Annotated in this window: 24 protein-coding genes and 1 pseudogene; 11 read left to right on the forward strand and 14 right to left on the reverse strand. The window is 61.9% G+C overall.

The window, feature by feature from the left end; genetic code table 11:
• Positions 1 to 28: 28 nt before the first annotated feature.
• From KGB28_RS00395 to KGB28_RS00435, 9 genes and pseudogenes are all read left to right on the forward strand, one after another.
• Positions 29 to 349, forward strand: a pseudogene (locus KGB28_RS00395) (hypothetical protein); the annotation flags it as partial.
• Positions 350 to 564: 215 nt separating this feature from the next.
• Positions 565 to 1,155, forward strand: a complete 591-nt coding sequence (locus KGB28_RS00400; protein WP_007978708.1) for an amino acid synthesis family protein — start codon at positions 565 to 567, stop codon at positions 1,153 to 1,155.
• 44 nt (positions 1,156 to 1,199) lie between these two features.
• Positions 1,200 to 2,033, forward strand: a complete 834-nt coding sequence (locus KGB28_RS00405; RefSeq protein ID WP_223441085.1) for an alpha/beta fold hydrolase — start codon at positions 1,200 to 1,202, stop codon at positions 2,031 to 2,033.
• Positions 2,030 to 3,511, forward strand: coding sequence for an aldehyde dehydrogenase (locus KGB28_RS00410; RefSeq protein WP_223441087.1), 1,482 nt, complete (start codon positions 2,030 to 2,032; stop codon positions 3,509 to 3,511). The genes KGB28_RS00405 and KGB28_RS00410 overlap by 4 nt, the downstream gene beginning before the upstream one ends.
• A 12-nt stretch (positions 3,512 to 3,523) precedes the next feature.
• Positions 3,524 to 4,009, forward strand: a complete 486-nt coding sequence (locus KGB28_RS00415) for a flavin reductase family protein (RefSeq protein ID WP_223441089.1) — start codon at positions 3,524 to 3,526, stop codon at positions 4,007 to 4,009.
• 137 nt (positions 4,010 to 4,146) lie between these two features.
• Positions 4,147 to 5,598, forward strand: a complete 1,452-nt coding sequence (locus KGB28_RS00420; RefSeq protein ID WP_223441090.1) for an NAD-dependent succinate-semialdehyde dehydrogenase — start codon at positions 4,147 to 4,149, stop codon at positions 5,596 to 5,598.
• Positions 5,599 to 5,617: 19 nt separating this feature from the next.
• Entirely contained in the window at positions 5,618 to 6,007 is a 390-nt protein-coding gene (locus KGB28_RS00425; RefSeq protein WP_007991919.1) for a carboxymuconolactone decarboxylase family protein, read from the forward strand.
• 88 nt (positions 6,008 to 6,095) lie between these two features.
• A complete protein-coding gene (locus tag KGB28_RS00430) occupies positions 6,096 to 6,848 on the forward strand; it encodes a GntR family transcriptional regulator (protein ID WP_046042558.1) in 753 nt (250 codons plus the stop codon).
• Position 6,849: 1 nt separating this feature from the next.
• Positions 6,850 to 7,413: an NUDIX hydrolase gene (locus tag KGB28_RS00435; protein ID WP_223441092.1), complete on the forward strand. Its 564-nt coding sequence runs from the start codon at positions 6,850 to 6,852 to the stop codon at positions 7,411 to 7,413.
• Between the two features lie 1,162 nt (positions 7,414 to 8,575).
• On the opposite strand, the gene KGB28_RS00440 is transcribed toward KGB28_RS00435, so the two are convergent.
• The 10 genes from KGB28_RS00440 to ccmA form a co-directional block, all read right to left on the reverse strand.
• Positions 8,576 to 8,986: a hypothetical protein gene (locus KGB28_RS00440; protein ID WP_223441094.1), complete on the reverse strand. Its 411-nt coding sequence runs from the start codon at positions 8,984 to 8,986 to the stop codon at positions 8,576 to 8,578.
• Between the two features lie 15 nt (positions 8,987 to 9,001).
• Positions 9,002 to 10,204: a c-type cytochrome biogenesis protein CcmI gene (ccmI, locus tag KGB28_RS00445; RefSeq protein WP_223441096.1), complete on the reverse strand. Its 1,203-nt coding sequence runs from the start codon at positions 10,202 to 10,204 to the stop codon at positions 9,002 to 9,004.
• Positions 10,197 to 10,670: a cytochrome c-type biogenesis protein gene (locus KGB28_RS00450; RefSeq protein WP_223441098.1), complete on the reverse strand. Its 474-nt coding sequence runs from the start codon at positions 10,668 to 10,670 to the stop codon at positions 10,197 to 10,199. The genes ccmI and KGB28_RS00450 overlap by 8 nt, the downstream gene beginning before the upstream one ends.
• Positions 10,667 to 11,203 (reverse strand): DsbE family thiol:disulfide interchange protein, encoded by a 537-nt coding sequence (locus KGB28_RS00455; RefSeq protein WP_223441099.1) that lies wholly within the window; start codon positions 11,201 to 11,203, stop codon positions 10,667 to 10,669. The genes KGB28_RS00450 and KGB28_RS00455 overlap by 4 nt, the downstream gene beginning before the upstream one ends.
• A complete protein-coding gene (locus KGB28_RS00460) occupies positions 11,200 to 13,188 on the reverse strand; it encodes a heme lyase CcmF/NrfE family subunit (protein WP_223441101.1) in 1,989 nt (662 codons plus the stop codon). The genes KGB28_RS00455 and KGB28_RS00460 overlap by 4 nt, the downstream gene beginning before the upstream one ends.
• A gap of 3 nt (positions 13,189 to 13,191) precedes the next feature.
• Positions 13,192 to 13,647, reverse strand: coding sequence for a cytochrome c maturation protein CcmE (gene ccmE, locus KGB28_RS00465; RefSeq protein ID WP_008052305.1), 456 nt, complete (start codon positions 13,645 to 13,647; stop codon positions 13,192 to 13,194).
• Complete coding sequence (gene ccmD / locus KGB28_RS00470) at positions 13,644 to 13,820, reverse strand: heme exporter protein CcmD (protein WP_060541438.1); 177 nt, start codon at positions 13,818 to 13,820, stop codon at positions 13,644 to 13,646. Before ccmD ends, ccmE begins: the two co-directional genes overlap by 4 nt.
• Positions 13,817 to 14,572, reverse strand: a complete 756-nt coding sequence (locus KGB28_RS00475) for a heme ABC transporter permease (RefSeq protein ID WP_223441104.1) — start codon at positions 14,570 to 14,572, stop codon at positions 13,817 to 13,819. The genes ccmD and KGB28_RS00475 overlap by 4 nt, the downstream gene beginning before the upstream one ends.
• 73 nt (positions 14,573 to 14,645) lie before the next feature.
• On the reverse strand, positions 14,646 to 15,314 hold the full coding sequence (ccmB, locus tag KGB28_RS00480; protein WP_007980754.1) for a heme exporter protein CcmB: 669 nt from the start codon (positions 15,312 to 15,314) through the stop codon (positions 14,646 to 14,648).
• Entirely contained in the window at positions 15,311 to 15,946 is a 636-nt protein-coding gene (gene ccmA, locus KGB28_RS00485; RefSeq protein ID WP_150724488.1) for a cytochrome c biogenesis heme-transporting ATPase CcmA, read from the reverse strand. Before ccmA ends, ccmB begins: the two co-directional genes overlap by 4 nt.
• A gap of 199 nt (positions 15,947 to 16,145) precedes the next feature.
• Here ccmA and KGB28_RS00490 point away from each other — a divergent pair, with 199 nt between their 5' ends.
• Both KGB28_RS00490 and KGB28_RS00495 read left to right on the forward strand, forming a co-directional pair.
• A complete protein-coding gene (locus KGB28_RS00490) occupies positions 16,146 to 17,720 on the forward strand; it encodes a flagellar hook-length control protein FliK (protein ID WP_223441107.1) in 1,575 nt (524 codons plus the stop codon).
• Positions 17,717 to 18,046: an EscU/YscU/HrcU family type III secretion system export apparatus switch protein gene (locus KGB28_RS00495; protein WP_223441109.1), complete on the forward strand. Its 330-nt coding sequence runs from the start codon at positions 17,717 to 17,719 to the stop codon at positions 18,044 to 18,046. The genes KGB28_RS00490 and KGB28_RS00495 overlap by 4 nt, the downstream gene beginning before the upstream one ends.
• Positions 18,047 to 18,201: 155 nt before the next feature.
• Here KGB28_RS00495 and KGB28_RS00500 read toward each other — a convergent pair whose 3' ends face one another.
• The 4 genes from KGB28_RS00500 to KGB28_RS00515 form a co-directional block, all read right to left on the reverse strand.
• Positions 18,202 to 18,699 (reverse strand): hypothetical protein, encoded by a 498-nt coding sequence (locus tag KGB28_RS00500; RefSeq protein WP_223441111.1) that lies wholly within the window; start codon positions 18,697 to 18,699, stop codon positions 18,202 to 18,204.
• Positions 18,700 to 19,051: 352 nt separating this feature from the next.
• Positions 19,052 to 19,444, reverse strand: coding sequence for a DUF2802 domain-containing protein (locus KGB28_RS00505; protein ID WP_223441113.1), 393 nt, complete (start codon positions 19,442 to 19,444; stop codon positions 19,052 to 19,054).
• Positions 19,445 to 19,930 carry a chemotaxis protein CheW gene (locus tag KGB28_RS00510; RefSeq protein WP_223441115.1) on the reverse strand — a complete coding sequence of 162 codons (486 nt, stop codon included), beginning with the start codon at positions 19,928 to 19,930 and terminating at the stop codon, positions 19,445 to 19,447.
• Between the two features lie 75 nt (positions 19,931 to 20,005).
• The gene (locus tag KGB28_RS00515; protein ID WP_223441117.1) at positions 20,006 to 20,962 is read right to left on the reverse strand and encodes a CheW domain-containing protein; all 957 of its coding nucleotides are present in this window, start codon (positions 20,960 to 20,962) and stop codon (positions 20,006 to 20,008) included.
• Positions 20,963 to 20,985: the final 23 nt, after the last annotated feature.

A 20,985-nucleotide genomic window follows, 5' to 3' on the forward strand; every position in this document is an offset into this window, starting at 1 on the left:
ACCAATAACACCCCCGGAGCACACCATCATGAAACGCCAAACTCTTCTCGGCATCGCTTTCTCGGTTTTTGCAGTTAACGCTTTCGCCGCTACCGCTGCTCAACCTGTTGTCGCTGAGGGCGGCTCGGATCGTCTGATTGAAAGCCGTGTGGCTGAGGGTGGCTCCGATCGTCTGATCGAGAAACGTGTCGCTGAAGGTGGCTCTGATCGTTTGATCGAAAAACGCGTCGCTGCCGATGGTTCTGATCACCTGAATGGCAACCGTGTTGCTGCTGACGGCTCCGATCATCTGAATGGCAATCGTGTTGCCGAAGGTGGTTCCGACCGCCTGATCGAAAGCCGCAACGCCTGAATGCATGGCGGTACCGCAAGACTCGACGAAAGACCCGGCCTGAACAGCCGGGTTTTTTTTTGCGTTTTTTTGAGCGGCCCGTACGACGCATTTCCCCCGCCCTGCCGCCATTTTATCGCCGTCCGAGCAGAAACTCCGTTCAGGGCCTTGTGCAATCGGTATTATGGTATACCATCAGACGCACAGACACCCAATCCTCTACGGAGCAGCTCATGAGTTTCGAAATCCGCAAGATCGTCAGCTATGTCGAAGAAACCTTTATTGAAGGTGGCAAAGCCACCGATAAGCCCGTGACCATGGTCGGTCTGGCCGTGGTGATGAAAAACCCCTGGCTGGGCAACGGTTTCGTCGAAGACCTGAAACCACAGATCCGCGCCAACTGCTCCGACCTCGGCGCGCTGATGGTCGAGCGCCTGGTAGGCATCATTGGCGGTGCCGAGAAAATCGAGGCTTACGGCAAGGCTGCGGTGGTCGGCGCCGACGGCGAAATCGAACACGCTTCGGCGGTGATCCACACCCTGCGCTTCGGCAACCATTACCGCGAAGCGGTCAAGGCCAAGAGCTACCTGAGCTTCACCAACAAGCGCGGCGGCCCGGGCACCTCGATCCAGATCCCGATGATGCACAAGGACGACGAAGGCCTGCGTTCGCACTACATCACCCTGGAAATGCAGATCGAAGACGCCCCGCGCGCCGACGAAATCGTCGTGGTCCTGGGTTGCGCCGACGGCGGCCGCCTGCACCCGCGCATCGGCAACCGCTACATCGACCTGGAAGAACTGGCAGCCGAAAAAGCCCAGTAACCGGCCAGCAGAACGACAACAAGAAGGCATTGCAGGAGCGCTCCATGATTCGGCTCACCGCTGAACTCACCCCGGCTGGCACCAGTTACCTGGCGACCGGCCAAGGCCAGCCCGTGGTCTTGATCCACGGCGTGGGCCTGAACAAAGAAATGTGGGGCGGCCAGATCGTTGGCCTGGCCACGCAGTACCGCGTCATCGCCTACGACATGCTCGGCCATGGCGCCAGCCCGCGCCCGGAAAGCGGCACGCCGCTGCTCGGTTATGCCGACCAATTGATGGAGCTGCTCGACCACCTGCAATTGCCCAAGGCAACGGTGATTGGTTTTTCCATGGGCGGGCTGGTGGCGCGGGCGTTTGCCTTGCACTACCCGCAACGCCTGGAAGGCCTGGTGGTGCTCAACAGCGTGTTCAACCGCAGCGCCGAACAGCGCGCCGGGGTCATCGCCCGCACCAGCCAGGCTGCCGAACACGGGCCGGACGCCAATGCCGAAGCGGCGCTATCACGCTGGTTCAGCCGCGAATACCAGGCCGCGAACCCGGCGCAGATCGCCGCGATTCGCCAGACCCTGGCCGGCAATGACCCGCAGGGTTACCTGACCACTTACGAACTGTTCGCCACCCAGGACATGTACCGCGCCGACGACCTGGCCAGCATCCAGGTGCCGACGCTGATCGCCACCGGCGAACTGGACCCCGGCTCGACCCCGGAAATGGCCAAACAACTGGCCGAACGCATTCCCGGTGCGACCGTTGCCGTGCTCGCCGAGCAACGGCATATGATGCCCGTAGAGTCGCCGCGCCTGGTCAACCAGCTGTTGCTGGAGTTTCTGCAGACCGCGCATTCCAAACAAAACCAGATCAAGGGGATCGTTGCATGACACTCGCACGCTTCCAGATGTGCATCGGCGGTGAATGGGTCGATGCCCTGTCCGGCAAGACCTTCGAAAGCCTCAACCCGGCGCTGGCCGAGCCTTGGGCCGAATTGCCCGATGCCGACGAAGCCGATGTCGAGCGCGCCGTACAAGCCGCGCAAACCGCTTTCGACAGCCCGGCATGGCGCGGTTTGACCGCCACCGCTCGCGGCAAACTGCTGCGACGCCTGGGTGACCTGATCGCCGAGAACAAGGAACAACTGGCGCAGCTGGAAAGCCGCGACAACGGCAAGCTGATCCGCGAAACCCGTGGCCAGGTTGGCTATCTGCCGGAGTTCTTCCACTACACCGCAGGCCTGGCGGACAAGCTCGAAGGCGGCACCCTGCCGCTGGACAAGCCGGACCTGTTTGCCTACACCGTGCACGAAGCCATGGGCGTGGTCGCCGCGATCATTCCGTGGAACAGCCCGCTGTACCTGACCGCGATCAAACTCGCCCCGGCCCTCGCGGCGGGCAACACCATCGTGATCAAACCGTCGGAACACGCCTCGGCGACCATCCTCGAACTGGCACGTCTGGCGCTGGAAGCCGGGATTCCGCCGGGAGTGGTCAACGTTGTTACCGGTTACGGCCCGAGCACCGGCGCCGCCCTCACCCGCCATCCGCTGATCCGCAAGATCGCCTTCACCGGCGGCGCGGCGACAGCGCGACATGTGGTGCGCAGCAGCGCGGAGAACTTCGCCAAGCTGTCGCTGGAACTGGGGGGCAAATCGCCGAACATCATCTTCGCCGATGCCGACCTCGACAGCGCGATCAACGGCGCCATCGCCGGGATCTACGCCGCCTCCGGGCAGAGCTGCGTGTCCGGTTCGCGCTTGCTGGTGCAGGACGAGATCTACGACGAGTTCGTCGGCCGTCTGGTGGAACGCGCCCAGCGCATCCGCATCGGCAACCCGCGGGACGACAGCAGCGAGATGGGCCCGATGGCCACCGCGCAGCAACTGGCCGTGGTCGAAGGCCTGGTGGCTGATGCCATCGCCGAAGGCGCGCGCCTGCGTCTGGGCGGCAAGCGTCCGACCAATCTGGGCGACGGCTGGTTCTATGAGCCGACGCTGTTCGAGTGTGACCACAACTCGATGAAGATCATGCAGGAAGAAGTCTTTGGCCCGGTGGCTTCGGTCATCCGTTTCAAGGACGAAGCCGAAGCGCTGGCGATCGCCAACGACTCGCAGTTCGGCCTCGCCGCCGGCATCTGGACCCGCGACCTGGGCCGCGCCCATCGCCTGGCCCGGGACGTGCGTTCGGGGATCATCTGGGTCAACACCTACCGCGCGGTCTCGGCCATGGCGCCGATCGGCGGCTTCAAGAACAGTGGCTATGGACGCGAAAGCGGCATCGATTCGGTGCTGGCCTACACCGAACTGAAAACGGTGTGGATCAACCTGTCCCAGGCGCCGATGCCTGATCCCTTCGTGATGCGCTAGGAGTCCTGGAAAATGATCGAACCCGGCATTTACAAAGACGTGATGAGTTCGTTCCCATCCGGGGTCACGGTGGTCACCACCCTGGACCCGGACGGCGGCATCGTCGGCATCACCGCCAGCGCCTTCAGCGCGCTGTCGATCGACCCGGCACTGGTGCTGTTCTGCCCCAACTACGGCTCCGACACCTACCCGGTGCTGCGCGACAGCAAGCAGTTCGCGATTCATTTGCTGTCCGCCGAGCAGACCGCCGAAGCCTATGCCTTCGCCGGTAAAGGCAAGGACAAGGCCAAAGGCATCGAGTGGCACTTGAGCGATCTGGGTAACCCGATCCTGGCGAAGGCCACGGCGATCATCGAGTGCGAACTGTGGCGCGAATACGACGGCGGCGATCACGCGATCATCGTCGGCGCGGTGAAGAACCTGATCCTGCCCGCGCAACCGGTGACGCCGATGATCTACCACAAAGGCAAGCTGGGGCCGCTGCCCGCCCTGGCCTGATGGCTCGACACAATCCCCCTGTGGGAGCGGGCTTGCTCGCGAAGTGGCCGGCACATCCAACATTGATGGCGCCTGACCCACCGCCTTCGCGAGCAAGCCCGCTCCCACAGGGTCCACCACTTTACTCAGGAGCCGGCATGAGCCCAGCAGCCTCGTTACTGTTCCGCCAGCAAGCCTACATCAATGGCCAATGGCTGGACGCGCCGGATGGCGCCTGTCAGGAGATCTTCAACCCGGCCACCGGTGAACTCATCGGCCGGGTGCCGAACCTCGGCGCCGAACACGCGCGCCAGGCTATCGAGGCCGCCAATAAGGCCTGGCCGGCCTGGCGCGCACTGACCGCCAAAGAGCGCAGTAATACGCTCAAGCGCTGGCATGCCTTGATGCTGGAAAACACCGACGCCCTGGCACACATCCTCACCCTCGAACAAGGCAAGCCACTGACTGAGGCCAAGGGTGAAATCCTCTACGCCGCGAGCTTCATCGAGTGGTTCGCCGAAGAGGCCAAGCGCATCTACGGCGACACCATTCCCAGCCACAAGGGCGATGCGCGCATCGTGGTCAGCAAGGAGCCGATTGGCGTCGTCGCGGCCATCACGCCGTGGAACTTCCCGGCGGCGATGATCACCCGCAAAGCCGGCCCGGCGCTGGCCGCTGGTTGCCCGTGCATCGTCAAACCGGCGCCGGAAACGCCGTTCTCCGCGCTGGCCATGGCCGCACTGGCGGAACAGGCTGGCATTCCAGCGGGCATTTTCAACGTAATTACCGGCGATGCCATCGCCATCGGCGGGGAGCTAACCGCAAGTCCAAAGGTTCGCAAGCTGTCGTTCACCGGCTCCACCGCCATCGGCAAGCTGCTGATGGCCCAGTGCGCGCCGACCCTGAAAAAAGTCTCGCTGGAACTGGGCGGCAACGCGCCGTTCATTGTCTTCGACGACGCCGATCTGGAACGTGCCGTCGATGGTGCGCTGATCGCCAAATTCCGCAACGCCGGGCAGACCTGCGTCTGCGTCAATCGCTTCCTGGTGCAGGACGGCATCCACGACGCCTTTGTCGCGCGCCTGGCCGAGCGGGTTTCGCAACTCAAGGTCGGCAGCGGTTTCGATGATGGCGTCACTCAAGGGCCGTTGATCAATGAGCGTGCCGTGGCCAAAGTGGAAGACCATGTGCAAGACGCCCTGGCAAACGGCGCACAATTGCTGTGCGGCGGCGAACGTCATGTATTGGGCAACGGCTTCTTCCAGCCGACCGTGCTCATCGGCGTCACCACGCAGATGAAAGTCGCCCGGGATGAAACCTTTGGCCCGTTGGCCGCCGTGTTCCGCTTCGACACCGAGGCAAAGGCCGTCGAGATGGCCAACGACACCGAATTCGGCCTGGCCGCCTACTGCTACACCCGCGACCTGGGCCGTGCCTGGCGCATGAGCGAGGCGCTGGAATACGGCATGGTCGGGATCAACGAAGGGCTGATTTCCACCGAAGTCGCGCCGTTTGGCGGCATCAAGTCCTCGGGGCTGGGCCGTGAAGGGTCGAAATACGGCATCGAGGATTACCTGGAACTCAAATACACCTTGATGGGCGGCCTCTGAGCCCACGGGAGCTACGCAAATGAACAACGAAAAGTATGAAAAAGGCCTGAAGATCCGCACGCAGGTGCTGGGCGAGGCTTACGTCAATCGTTCCATCGAGAACGCCGACGACTTCACCCGACCGTTGCAGGAAATGGTCACCGAATATTGTTGGGGTCATGTCTGGGGCCGAGAGGGTTTGTCGCTCAAGGAGCGCAGCATGATCAACCTGGCGATGATCTCGGCCCTCAACCGGCCCCATGAACTCAAGCTGCATGTGCGCGGCGCCTTGCGTAACGGCCTGAGTCGTGAGCAAATACGCGAAATACTGCTTCAGGTCGGCATTTACTGCGGTGTCCCCGCTGCCGTAGACAGTTTCCGGCTCGCCCGTGAAGCCTTCGCCGAAGCCGATGCCGAGGCCTCCAGTTAACCCTTGGCTGTTTGATCTGACCGGGCACCCAGATTCCCGTAATCGAAGTGCTCTTTTTGCATGGACAGCCACAATCAGAGCGGACCCCATGAAACGCCTGCCACTCGACGACAGCTTCAAGGTCAATCGCAACCCCGTTACCCTGCGCGAAATCGTGCTGGATAAACTGCGAAGCGCCATCATGAACTTCCAGCTCCTGCCGGGAGACCGTCTGGTCGAACGCGATCTGTGCGATCGCCTGGGCGTCAGCCGTACTTCCGTGCGCGAAGCCTTGCGTCACCTGGAATCCGAAGGCCTGGTGGAATTCGCCGACGCCAAGGGCCCGCGTGTCGCGATCATTACCCTGGCCGATGCCGTGGACATCTACGAGCTGCGCTGCGTACTCGAAGGGCTGATCGTGCAACTGTTCACCCTGCGCGCCAAGGCCAAGGACATCAAGGCCCTGGAAAAAGCCCTCGAAGAAAACCGCAAGGCGCTCAAAGACGGCGAACTGCAACAGGTCATCGACTCGGTGCAAGGTTTCTACGATGTGCTGCTCGAAGGCTCGGGCAACCATGTCGCGGCCACTCAGCTGCGCCAGTTGCAGGCACGCATCAGCTACCTGCGCGCGACCTCGGTGTCCCAGGAAAACCGTCGCGGCGCCAGCAACCAGGAAATGGAGCGCATGGTCGAGGCGATCAAGGGCGGTGACCCGCTGGCCGCCCACCAGGCTTGCGTCGACCACGTGCGTGCGGCTGCGGCCGTGGCCCTGGACTACCTCAAGCGCAAACAGGAAGAAACCGGCGACATCCCGGCGATCACCCAGCCCATCGCGCTGAAAGAACCGCGCATAGGTCGCTGACATGTTCAGCCCGAGCTTTTGCCCCAAGTGCGGCAGCGCTGACCTTAGGTCACAGTTGCCGCCGGGCGATACGCACGAGCGCCTGATGTGCCGCAGCTGCGGCTACATCCACTACATCAATCCGAAGATCATTGCCGGCTGCATCATCGAGCAGGACGGCAAGTACCTGCTGTGCCAGCGCGCCATCCCGCCGCGCCCCGGCACCTGGACCCTGCCGGCGGGCTTCATGGAAAGCGGCGAGACCACCGAGCAGGCGGCCTTGCGCGAGGTCTGGGAAGAAAGCGGCGTACGTGCGGAAATCGTCTCGCCCTACTCGATTTTCAGCGTGCCGCAGATCAGCGAGGTGTACATCATCTTCCGCGCCATCGCGCTGGAGATTACCGGGCAGTACGGGCCGGAAACCCTCGACTACAAGTTCTTCGCGCCTGAGGACATTCCCTGGGACAGCATCTACTACCCGGCGATCCGGCAGATTCTTGAGCGCTATATCGAGGAGCGTCAGGCTGGGGTGTATGGCATTTATATGGGCAATGACGACAGCGGGAAGATTCACTTTATTCGCTGATAGCTGCGGATTTTGATCTGCCACCTGTGGGAGCGAGCTTGCTCGCGATGGCTGCTTGGCAGGCGATATGGATTTTTGAGGGTGTACATATCCGTTGCTCCGGTAACGGCCGCTTATGGTTCCGCTCTTACAGCGGGTTACTTGGAAAAGCCCCAACTAACCAAGGGCTCTTGCCCCTGACGTTCGGTGCCTCGCCTAGGCTCGGCATGCCCTCGCTCCGGTCCTGCTCCGTGGGCCCGCCGCCATCGGCCATCCATGGCCGGCGGCGGCTAACCCGGCATCCATGCCGGGTTGCCCACTACGCAGAACCTCCACTCGGCCTCACGAGGGGGCAAGAAGATCAAGATCAAAAGCCAAAGCAAAAGCGAGGTGGCCTACCGGCCGGCCTGGTTGCTGGTTGAGCTCTCTGCAGAATTTCGGTCGGCCGGCAGGCCGCCATCGCGAGCAGGCTCGCTCCCACAGTATTTGCGTCGAACACAAACTATTCGAATGACACCGAACCTGTGGGAGCGGGCTTGCCCGCGAAGAGGCCGGCACATCCGACATTGATGCTGGCTGACAGGCCGCAATCGCAGGCAAGCCAGCTCCCACAAGGATTGGGGGATATCTGCAAAATCAGTCCAGCTGTCAGGCCGCCATCGCGAGCAAGCTCGCTCCCACAGAAAAACAAAAGCACAGCAGCACACACCACCGCGTCGCCCCTCACCACTCATCAGGCCGAGCGTTAGCTCGCCTGCAGCTTTTGATCTTGATTCACCCGCCCCCTCGGCAGGCTGAGTGGAGGCGTTCATCCGGGGGTGGGCGCGCAGCGCCGTTCGGCGCAGCCGAACACATCGAGAGGAGGTCGAGCGAAGCCGACCGGAGGCGATGCCCCCGGATGAATGCCGGAGCGAAGGAACCCCGAGCCTTAGCGAGGGGCCGTACGTTCGGGGCGAGCGTTTTTTTGGCTACTTTTTTTAGGCGCTTGTAAAAAAAGTGACTCGCCGTAAGGGCGAAACCATAAGTGGCCGTTACCGCAGGAATGGATACGTACACCATCAAAAAACACTCCGCCCGACACAAAGCCTTCGCGAGCAAGCCCGCTCCCACAGGGTTCAGCAATCCCCCGGCAATCACATTTCAACAGGCACAAAAAAGGCGACCCGAAGGTCGCCTCTTTGCGTTACTGCCCGAATTGCCGCCCCAGGCCACCCGGCACACCGTGAATGTCAGTATCTTCCCACGGCCCGTCAGGACTGATCGACCGGCTCCAACCGTTATCCCAGCGGTAATAGGTACGCTGGCGATAAAAGGTATTGGGCTGATCATCCAGCACATACACCCCAAGCTTCGGATCCCAATGGCTATTCCCCCCAGGTGGTGGCGCGAAGCTCGCAGAAGTGCGTGGCAACGGCTTGGAGGGTTTGGCCGGGATGGTCGGCTTGCTCGGTACAGGCGACGTCGATGGCGTGGGACTCGGCTGCGACGGCGGGAACGGCGGTGGTGGTGCCTGATGTTCCGTTGGCTGCTGGACCGCACAAGCGCTTAACCCCATAACGACGCTGAGCAGGGTGATACGAGCGAATGCGGTCATGATTGCGTTTTCCTGTTATTTGTCCGGGCTGTCGATGGTCAGTGTTTGCGGCGCGGTGGTGCTGCTGGCCAGGGGCTGGCTGCGACCGATCCATTCGCCGGCGGTCGGTTTGCCGGCACGGGAAATGCGCGCAACCAGTTGGACTTCAGGGAAGTTCGACAGTTTCAATTGCGGCATCATTGCGTCGGCATCACCCAGTTCGACGGTCACCGGCAGGTCGGCCACGGTCATGCGCTTGACCGCCAGCGGGGCCGGAGGACCGGAGATCGCACGGGCGAAGATGAACACGCTGTCGCCAGGCTGGACCTTGGATTTGAGGTCCGCTGCCAGATCGACGCTGACCTTGAGCAGCGCCGCGGCCTTCGCCGCCGGTGCTTGCGCAACCTTGCCGCCACTGGCCACCAGCTTCTCCGTGGCCCGGGTAATCCCGCCTTGCAGCGCCTCGCGGGATTTGTCCTCCGGCGGCAACTGCGCCAACAGGCGATTCCAGTAATCGATGGCGTCCTGATAACGCTCGCTTTCAAACGCGGCAATGCCCAGCAGGCCCAGGCTGGTGACTTCTTTCGGGTCGACCTTGAGCGCTTCGTCGGTCAGGGCCTGGACCTTGTCCGACCACTTCTTGCCATCGGCGAAGTACTGGGCCTGGGCCCACTGACCGAGCAGTTCGGGCTGGCGACCGGCCAGGTTCACGGTGCGTTCGAACATCTTCGCCGCGTCCGCCGGGCGATCCTGAGCCATGTAGGTACGACCGAGGAAGTACATGCCTTCAGCGGAATCCGGCTGAGCGGCGACCGCACGCTCCAGACGCTGGGTCATCTCTTCCATCGACTGGGGTGCCTGGGAGAATTCGCGGGTCAGTTCGACCTTGTCGCTGGCACCGAAATGCAGATACAGGCCCAGGCCCAGCACCGGCACCAGAATGGCCGCCAGCAACGGCAAGGGTTTGCCCAGGCGCGACACCCGTGGCGCTTCAGCGCCCTCGGTGTCCGCCAGCAATTCACGGGCGGCTTCGGCGCGACCGGCGTCCATTTGCGCCGCATCGAGTACGCCCTCTTCCTGCTGAGTCTGCAACTCAGCCACGCGCTCCTGATAAAGCGCGACGTTCAGGGCGGTACGATCCTCTTCGCGCTGGGCGCGACGGCTGCGCAGCACCGGGATCAACAGAAAACTCAGGGCAACCAGAAGCAGCAGACCTGCAGCGAGCCAGAAATCAATCATTCTTGGTTTTATCCAACAGGTGGTCGAGGCGCGAGCGCTCCTCGGCAGAAAGCGAGCCCGGGGTGCCGGCGCGTTGCACGCGACGACGGCGGACGATCACCGCGATGATCACGACACCGCCCAGCAGCAGGCCGGCGGGGCCGAACCAGAGCAAGGCGGTCTTGGCGTTCAGCGCAGGCTTGTAGCGGACGAAATCACCGTAGCGGTCGACCATGAAGTCGATGATCTGCTGGTTGTCCTTGCCCTCGCCGAGCATGCGGAAAATCTCTTTGCGCAGATCGGCGGCAATCGGTGCGTTGGAGTCGGCGATGTCCTGGTTCTGGCACTTGGGGCAACGCAGCTCTTTGGTCAGCTCGCGAAAACGCTCGCGATCTTCTTCCTTGGCGAACTCGTAGGTATCGATGGCCGCGTGGGCCACGCCCGCCAGGCTCAAGCCCAGGATAACGGCAGCGATCCAGCGCTTCATGGCTTGGCCTCGTCGACCAGCGCCTGGTACTTGCCCGCCAGTTTTTCGCGCCAGACCTGCTCGTCGATCACGCCGACGAACTTGTCGCGGATGATGCCCTTGGCGTCGATGAAGAAGGTTTCCGGCGCGCCATACACGCCGAGGTTCAGGCCCAGCGAGCCTTCGTCGTCACGAATGTCCAGCACATACGGGTTATGGAAGTCCGTCAGCCACTTCAAGGCGTCGGCGTTGACGTCCTTGTAGTTGATGCCGTAGATCACCACGCCCTGCTGGGCCAGTTTGTTCAGCACCGGGTGCTCGACCCGGCAGGAAATGCACCAGGTGCCCCAGACGTTGACCAGCGCCGGTTTGCCCAGAATGTCAGCGCGGGTCAGGGTCTTGTCGCCTTGCACCGATGGCAGGGAAAACTCCGGGAACGGCTTGTTGATCATGGCCGAAGGCAGCTCGGCCGGGCGAAGGTACAACCCACGGTAAAGGAATACAGCGACCACCAGAAAAATCGCCAGTGGCAACAACATCAACCAACGCTTCATGCAGTGGCTCCCGACATGCCCAGTGCTTCGCGCACGCGGCTTTTGACCTTGACCCGATAACGCCGATCCAGCGCCGCCAGCAACCCGCCGAAGCCGGTCAACAAACCGCCGAACCAGATCCAGCGCACGAACGGTTTGACATGCACGCGCACAGCCCAGGCGCCGTTGCCCAAGGGTTCACCGAGGGCGACATAGAGGTCGCGGGTGAAACCGGCGTCGATGCCCGCTTCGGTCATCACCGAGTTCTGCACGGTATACAGGCGTTTTTCCGGGTGCAGCACGCTGATTTCCTTGCCGTTGCGGATCACCCGCACGGTGCCCTTGTCGGAGGTGAAGTTCGGGCCTTCGAAGTGCTTGGCGCCTTCAAAGACGAACTGATAGCCGCCCAGGGCCATGGATTCACCCGGCGCCAGGCGCAGGTCGCGCTCGGCACTGTTCTGGCTCGACAGCACGACACCCAGCGCACACACGGCGATACCCAAGTGCGCGATCTGCATGCCCCAGTAGCTGCGGGTCAGGGTTGGCAGGCCCTTGATCAGGCCCTTGTGACGGGTCTTGTCAAAGATGTCACGCACACCGGCCAGCAATACCCAGGCGGCGAGCATGAAGGTCGCGAGCACGGCCCAGTTGAAATCGCCGTAGGCGACGCCGGCCACTACTGCCAGCGCGGCGCTGCCGAGCAGGACCGGGGTGAGCATGCTCACCAGCCATTTCACCGGGGTGTCTTTCCAGCGCACGATCACGCCGACCGCCATCACCATCATCAGCAACGCCATCAACGGGATGAACAACGCGTTGAAGTACGGCGGGCCGACCGACAGCTTGGCGCCGGTCATGGCGTCCAGAATCAGCGGATACAAGGTGCCGAGCAGGATCATCGAAGCCGCCACCACCAGCACCAGGTTGTTGCCCAGCAACAGGGTTTCCCGGGACCAGAGGTTGAAGCCGACCTGGCTCTTGACCACCGGCGCGCGCAGGGCGAACAGGGTCAGCGAACCGCCGACCACGAACAGCAGGAAAATCAGGATGAACACCCCGCGCTCCGGGTCGGAGGCAAAGGCGTGCACCGAGGTCAGCACGCCGGAACGCACGAGGAAGGTGCCCAGCAGACTCAAGGAGAATGCGGCGATGGCCAACAACACGGTCCAGCTCTTGAACACGCCACGTTTTTCCGTGACCGCCAGCGAGTGAATCAGTGCGGTGCCCACCAGCCATGGCATGAACGAGGCGTTTTCCACCGGGTCCCAGAACCACCAGCCACCCCAGCCGAGTTCGTAGTAAGCCCACCACGAACCGAGGGTGATACCGATGCCGAGGAACGCCCAGGCCACGATGGTCCATGGACGCGACCAGCGCGCCCACGCGGCATCCAGGCGACCGCCCATCAGCGCCGCGATGGCGAAAGCAAACGCCACGGAGAAACCGACGTAGCCCATGTACAGCATCGGCGGGTGAACGATCAGGCCGATGTCTTGCAGCAAGGGGTTGAGGTCGGCACCGTCGGTGGGCATTTGCGGCAGGATGCGCTTGAACGGGTTGGAGGTCATGATCAGGAACAGCAGGAAACCGGTGCTGATCATGCCCATCACCGCCAGCACGCGGGCCAGCATGACCTGCGGCAACTGCCGGGAAAACACCGACACCGCGAAGGTCCAGCCGCCGAGAATCAAGGCCCACAACAGCAGGGAACCTTCGTGGGCACCCCATACGGCGCTGAACTTGTAGTACCACGGCAAGGCGCTGTTGGAGTTGTTGGCCACATAAGCCACGGAGAAGTCATCGACCATGAAGGCGTAGGTCAGGCAACCGAAGGCGAACAGTAAAAACGCGAACTGCCCCCACGCGGCCGGCTGAGCCAGGCTCATCCAGAAACGGTCACCGCGCCAGGCACCGACCAATGGCACCACGGCCTGAACCAGCGCGAAACACAGCGCCAGGATCATGGCCAGGTGGCCCAACTCGGGAATGAAGATTCCAGCTGTCATCAGTTAGCCCTCTTTCGCGGGAGTGGGTGCCGACTGGCCGCTGTCTTTCAACGCCTTGGTCACTTCCGGCGGCATGTATTTCTCGTCGTGCTTGGCCAGCACTTCATCGGCCACCACCACGCCGTCAGCGTTGAGCTTGCCCAGGGCGACGATGCCCTGCCCTTCGCGGAACAGGTCCGGCAGGATGCCGCGATAAGTGATGGTCACGGATTTGTTGAAGTCGGTGACGACAAACTTCACGTCCAGTGAGTCGCCGGAGCGCTGCAAGGAACCGGCCTCGACCATGCCGCCGGCACGAATGCGCGTGTCCTGCGGGGCTTCGCCGTTGGCGATCTGGGTCGGTGTGTAAAACAGGTTGATGTTCTGCTGCAGGGCGCTCAGGGCCAGGCCGACGGCAGCGCCGACCCCGACCAGGATCGCGAGAATGATGATAAGACGCTTTTTGCGCAGCGGATTCACTTGCCGTTCTCCCGGCGCAGACGACGCGCCTCTTGTTGCAGATACCGCTTGCGGGCCAGGATCGGCGCCGCCACGTTGAGGGTCAGTACCGCCAGGCAGATGCCATAGGCTGACCAGACATACAGGCCATGATGGCCCATGGCGATGAAGTCGCCGAATGAAGCAAAGCTCATCGAGCGACCTCCAGGCTGTTTTCCACTTCGGTTTTGACCCAACTGGCCCGGGCTTCGCGCTTGAGCACTTCAAGACGCATGCGCAGCAACAGCACCGCGCCGAAGAAACAGTAGAAACCCAACGCCGTGAGCAGCAGTGGCAGCCACATTTCGGCCGGCATCGCCGGTTTTTCGGTGAGGGTGAAGGTCGCGCCCTGGTGCAGGGTGTTCCACCATTCCACCGAGTATTTGATGATCGGGATGTTGATCACGCCGACGATCGCCAGCACCGCACAGGCCTTGGCCGCGCTGTCACGATTGCTGATCGCGTTGCCCAGCGCAATGAGACCGAAGTACAGGAAAAGCAGGATAAGCATGGACGTAAGGCGTGCATCCCAGACCCACCACGAGCCCCAGGTCGGCTTGCCCCAGATCGCCCCGGTGACCAGCGCCACGGCGGTCATCCAGGCACCGATGGGCGCCGCGCATTGCAGGGCGACGTCGGCCAGTTTCATCTTCCACACGAGGCCGACGATGCCGCACACCGCCAGCATCACGTAGATGGACTGCGCCAGCATGGCGGCCGGAACGTGGATATAGATGATGCGAAAGCTGTTGCCCTGCTGGTAGTCCGGCGGCGCGAAGGCCAGGCCCCAGACCACGCCAATGCTGATCAGCAGCAACGCCGCGACGCTCAGCCAGGGCAGCAGTTTGCCGCTGATGCCGTAAAACCATTTGGGCGAGCCAAGCTTGTGAAACCACGTCCAGTTCATACTGTTTCCATCACGGTTGCTCTTTACTGTGAAGAGCCAGGGCCTTTGCTGGTCATTTTTTAACCAGACCTCATTATTCGCCGACGCTGATCTTCAGGCCAGCAGCTATTGCAAAAGGTGTCAGGGTTATCGCCAAGGCGGTCAGGCTGCCAAGCCACAGGAGATAACCGGTCGCCGGCATCCCCTGCAAGGCAGCCTGCAAGGCGCCACTGCCAAGGATCAACACCGGGATGTACAACGGCAGTATCAGCAGTGCCAGCAACAGGCCACCACGCTTCAAGCCCACCGTCAGCGCCGCGCCCACCGCACCGAGCAGGCTCAGTACCGGTGTACCGAGCAGCAACGAAAGCAGCAACACTGGCAGACAGGCGGCAGGCAAACCGAGCATCAGCGCCAGCAAGGGCGCGAGCAAAACCAGTGCCAGGCCGGAAAAAGCCCAGTGTGCCAGCACCTTGGCCAAAACCAGAAGAGCCAGGGGGTGCGGCGAAAGGACCCACTGTTCAAGCGATCCATCCTCGAAATCACTGCGGAAAAGCCCGTCCAGCGAGAGCAGGACCGATAAAAGTGCCGCGACCCAGACCAGCCCCGGAGACAAGGTTTGCAACAATTGAGACTCGGGGCCGACCGCCAGCGGGAACAGCGAAACGACGATGGCGAAGAACACCAGCGGATTGGCCAGTTCCGCCGGACGGCGGAACAGCAGACGAGCTTCGCGGGCGACCAACAGGCCGAAAACACTCATACGGCCCAGCTCCCCAGATCGATGTCGCGATAACCGGCCGGCATCCGGCTCAGCGTGTGATGAGTGGTCAACACCACCATGCCGCCGCGTTCGCAGTGGCCGGCCAGATGAGATTCAAGCTGTGCCACGCCCTGCTTGTCGAGGGCGGTAAAGGGTTCATCGAGGATCCAGAGCGGCGGACTGTCCAGATACAGGCGCGCCAGAGCGACGCGACGCTGCTGACCGGCAGACAGGGTGTGACAAGGCACATCCTCGAATCCACGCAGCCCGACCGCGGCCAGCGCCTGCCAGATCGCCTCGTGGGTCGCCGGATGATGCAAGGCACACAGCCAGCTCAGGTTCTCTTCCGGCGTCAGCAAATCCTTGATCCCGGCCGCGTGGCCGATCCACAGCAGGTTGCGCGCCAGTTCGCCACGTTGTTCGTTCAGCGGCTGACCGTTGAGCAGCACCTGACCGGCGGTCGGCTGCATCAGCCCCGAGAGCAGGCGCAACAGGCTGGTCTTGCCGCTGCCGTTGGGGCCGCTGATCTGTACCATTTCGCCACTGGCCAGTCGCAAATCGAGATTTTCGAAGAGCAGCCGAAGGTCTCGCTCACAGGCAAGGGCAACGGTTTGCAGGACAGGACTGGTCAAGGGTTCACGGGCCTTATACGGTTCAAGTCGGCTCTGGCGCGGCCGTTAAAGAGATGCAGCATAGATGCAATGACGTCTTGTTCTAGAGAGCTGCGTCAAACAATTGCAAAGTTTTCGCCATTTTTGGATACAACGGCGCGGCATTATACATGCCAGACCTTACTCTAAAGAGTGCATTTTCCTCAGGTTGTGACCGCGTATGACAGGCGAAATGAACATCCTCCCGCTACCGCAAACCCTCCCGGCGACTTCGCGCCCGCCGGTGGTCAGCGGCGAGTTGCTCAAGTTGCTGACGCCGGTGGAGGGGCTGATCAGCGTCGGTCAAACCGCCCAGGCTGAAGTGTTGTCGCTCAAGCAGGCGGACCAGACTTTCCAGATGCTGCTCAAGGTCACCCTCGACAGCGGCCGCCAGACCACGGTCCAGACCAGCAGCAATCAACCGCTGGCCCAAGGCACCACGCTGGTTGTCACCCAGCCCTCGGCCGGCAACCTGGCCGTGACGGTGCAACAGGCCATTGCCTCCAACGTCGCCACCCTCACCCGCCTCGACACCGCGCAACTGCCCGTTGGCACCCTGCTGCAGGGCAAAGTGCTGACCTCGCAAGTGCTGCCCCAGGTGCCCGGCCAGCCCATGGTGTTTCGCTCGATGGTGAGCCTGCTCAACACCGCACTGAGCGGCAGCACCCTGAGCATCGACAGCCCGCAGCCCTTGCGCATCGGCACCTTGTTGAGCGCTCAGGTGCAGGACGCCCAGACCGTGAAATTCGTGCCCCTGAGCAGCCGACAGGAACAACTGGCGGTGACCCGGCAACTGCTCGACCAGCAAAGCCGCCAGGGCTCGCTGGACGGCTTGCTCAAGCTCCTGCAGAACCTTGCGCCCTCGGACCAGACATCCGTTGAATTGCGCAGCGCCGCTGCCCGGTTGCTCGCCGGCCTGCCGGACGTTCAACAGTTGAGCACCCCCAAGGGCCTGGCCCAGGCCCTGGCCAGCAGCGGTGTGTTTCTCGAAAGCAAACTGCTGACCGGGCAAAACCCGACGCTCGCACCGGACATGAAAGGCGACCTGCTCAAACTGGTTGCGCAATTGAGTCAGGGCTTGCCGGCCAACACCAGCCTCGGCGCGATCATCGCCGCCAATACCCTGGCCCAGGCCATGCCGAACTTTGTCCGCAATGCCCTGGGCATGCTCGGCCAGGTCAGTGCCAAACCGTCGCCGAGCGTTTTCCCGCTGCCCGAGCGCCTGCTGCAAAGCGCCGAGGGTGAAAACGACCTCGACCACCTGCTGCGCCTGGCCGCCGCCGCGGTTTCACGCCTGCAAAGCCATCAACTGTCGAGCCTGGAACAGACCGGCGTAACCGCCGACGGACGGCTGATGAGCACCTGGCAGCTGGAAATCCCGATGCGCAACATGCAGGACATCGTGCCCTTGCAGGTCAAGTTCCAGCGTGAAGACTCACCCGAAAAAGAACAGCCGAAGGAACGTCGCGAAGAACGCGAACCCAAACAACAGCTGTGGCGCGTGGAACTGGCATTCGCCATGGAGCCTTTGGGGCCGCTGCAAATTCAGGCGCAACTGATCAAGGGCAGCCTCTCCAGCCAGCTCTGGGCCGAGCGGCCGTACACCGCCAGCCTGATCGAAAGCAACCTCGCCGGGCTGCGTGACCGCTTGCTGTCCGCCGGCCTGAACGTCGGCGACCTGGATTGCCACCTCGGCACACCGCCCCAAGGCCCGCAAACCCGCCTCGAACAACGCTGGGTCGACGAAACCGCATGAAAAACCCCAACGCCCCACGCCAGGCCATCGCTCTCAAATACGACGGCAGCCACGCCCCCACCCTCGCCGCCAAGGGCGACGAAGCGCTGGCGGAAGAAATCCTGCGGATTGCCCGCGACTGCGAAGTGCCGATCTATGAAAATGCCGAGCTGGTGAGATTGCTGGCGCGGATGGAGCTGGGGGACAGCATTCCGCAGGAGCTCTATCTGACGATTGCCGAGATCATTGCGTTTGCGTGGAATTTGAAGGGGAAGTTTCCGGCGGGGCAGGATCCGGATGCGCTAATGGTGGAGAAGGATGTTACCGAACGCGGGGAAGACTGCTGAGTTTTCAAGGCCGCCATCGCGAGCAAGCTCGCTCCCACATTTGATCTTCAGCGAACACGTATTTTGTGTACGAGATACAACTACTGTGGGAGCGAGCTTGCTCGCGATAGCAATCTCAAGGAACTGTAAAACTCAGTTCTTGCGCAACTTGCTCATCAACTCCGGGGCGTCACGTGTTCAAACTTGAAAAAACGCAATAGCTTGAAACTGCGACCGACAATCAGACCATTGATGAGCCCTGCCCCCAGCGCCGCCCCTGCAACCGCCGACATTTCATTGGCCAGTTCCGGGTACATGGCCGCCTGGTAACCTTCGTAATAACGCCAGGCAAAAAAGCCCCAATACACAATCAGTACCTTGATCGTACCGGGTAGAACCAGATGTTGCCCCCCGCACTGCACATTGTTGTACGAGAAAAAACGCAGTGCCAGCAACCACCCCGCCAGCAATCCCAATGCATAGACTGAAAGCTGGATTGCAATTTCCTGGGAGGGATTGAGCGATGCGAGGGACAAAGCCACGAATATCACGGGTGATATCTGCAATGACCTTTTCGATACGTGGCTCCTGAAACAGGCGATGACGCCGTAGTAACTCAGAATAAAAAACACCGCATAAACCCACAGCGGTGTACCACGCAAAATGTCGATCATAAGCCTTCCTGGCACTGTGTATGTTTGAGCAGATCAAACTACTGATCGCTGGTTGCGATCACAAGACGGTGGGATCTGAGAATGTTATAGGCAGGAGACTACGACAGCGTAATCCCTGTCTGAGGATAGAGAGGAATGAGTCGGATCGCGGGGAAGATCGCTGCGCATTCGAAGACGCCATCGCGAGCAAGCTCGCTCCCACATTTGATCTTCAGTGAACACGGATATTGTGTCCGACATAGAACCACTGTAGGAGCGAGCTTGCTCGCGATGGAGGTATGAGCGCCGCGTTTCTCCAGGAGGCCCGCGTCATCGTTGACGTCCATCGCGAGCGAGCTCGCTCCTACAGCTGTCAGTTCTTGTGCAGCTTACTCATCAACTCCGCCTCAGCCTGGGTCAAGCCGCAGGACTGGGTCAGTTCGTTGACGCTGGCGCCCATCCCGACCAGTCGCGCCGCCTGGGCGAACGACAGGCTTGAAGGATCACGCTGTTCCAGCTGAGCGAGTTTGTCCGGCAACGGCGCAACGATCGCCCGCAGCTCGTGCAGGTCTTCGCCCATGCGCACATTGCCGTTCTGGTAGTCGTCGACGCGCTTGGCCAGGTCCTTGATGCGCTGATCACGCAGCGCATCACCCTTGGCCTGTTGCGCGGCGATCTGTTTTTGAGCGCGAATGTACGCCAGGAACATCGCCAGCGTGCCTGCCCAAAACAGGAACAGGACAATGACCGCAACCTCGAGAATCAATCAGATACTCTCCAGTTCCGACCATTCTTCTTCGCTCATCATCTTGTCGAGCTCGACCAGGATGAGCAGTTCGTTGTTCTTGTTGCACACGCCTTGAATGAACTTGGCGGACTCTTCGTTACCCACGTTCGGCGCGGTTTCGATTTCCGACTGACGCAGGTAAACCACTTCGGCCACGCTGTCGACCATGATCCCGACCACCTGCTTGTCGGCTTCGATGATGACGATACGGGTGTTGTCGCTGATCTCGGCATTCATCAGGCCGAAGCGCTGGCGGGTGTCGATCACGGTGACGACGTTGCCGCGCAGGTTGATGATGCCCAGCACGTAGCTCGGGGCACCCGGGACCTGGGCGATTTCGGTGTAGCGCAGGACTTCCTGGACGCGCATCACGTTGATGCCGTAGGTCTCGTTGTCCAGCTTGAAGGTGACCCATTGCAGGATCGGATCTTCGGAACCCTTTGCCGCCGTTGCCTTGTCATTCATACCCAGCCCCTCAAGAAACCGCCCTGGCGGTGTGTGTTCCGTGCAACGCCATCAGGGTGACGTCGCCTGTTTTGTTTATTTGACTGATGTCGGTTTTTGGCCCGGCTTACCGCCAGGCATGTGCTTGGCGCCGCCGCTGGCGATCAACTCGGCCAACGAGGCGACATCGAGCAAGGCGCACATGTGTTCAATCACCGTGCCGGCGAGCCATGGCCGCTGACCTCGATGGCTTCTCCATTTGATTTCATTCGGGTCCAGACGCAACGAGCGGCTAACCTGATGCACCGCCAGCCCCCATTCGTAGCCTTGTACCGAAATCACGTATTGCAGGCCCTGCCTGAAATCGTCGCGGTAACGGTCGGGCATGACCCAACGCGCGGTATCGAGCACCTTGAGGTTGCCGGCCTGGCTCGGCAGGATGCCCAGGAACCACTCCGGCTGGCCGAACAACGGCGTCAGCTCGTGACCGGCCAGGGAATAAATCGACCCCAGGCACACCAGCGGCACCGCCAGGGTCAAACCGGCGACATCGAACAGCAGGCATTCGAAGGGCTCGGCAGCCCAGGACGGACGACCGTCGGACTCAACCGGGGGCGGCGTGTTGCTCGGTGGCAGACGCACTTCGACGACGGGCGGCACCAGCGTCTGCTGTACCTCGGCGACGTCGGGCTCCAGTGCTGGCGGCACCTCGACCGGTGGCGGCACCAGCGCTTGCAGCAGCGGAGCGATGGTGGACACCGGCGCCATGACGGGTGCTGGGGCTTCGGCCACGGCAAAGGCAACGGGAGCCTTGGCCGATGGCGCTACCGATGCCTGTACCGGGGCGGCAATGACCGTCGCTGTGCGGGCATCGCGAGCCTGCTCTTCGAGTACCGCAGCCTGGAACTCGTCCAATACGGCTTCGGCTGCGATCTCCTCGACCACCGCCTCTACTGGCGGCGTCAGCTCCTCAGTCACGTCCTGCAGCAAGCTGTCCAGGTAGGACTGCAATGCCAGTTGCGGGCGCGAAGTGGTCTTCAATGGCCGGTTCATGAGCACGCACCTGTAGGAGCGAG

This window comes from Pseudomonas sp. BF-R-19 (genome assembly GCF_019956445.1).
Taxonomy (GTDB): domain Bacteria; phylum Pseudomonadota; class Gammaproteobacteria; order Pseudomonadales; family Pseudomonadaceae; genus Aquipseudomonas; species Aquipseudomonas fluorescens_BH.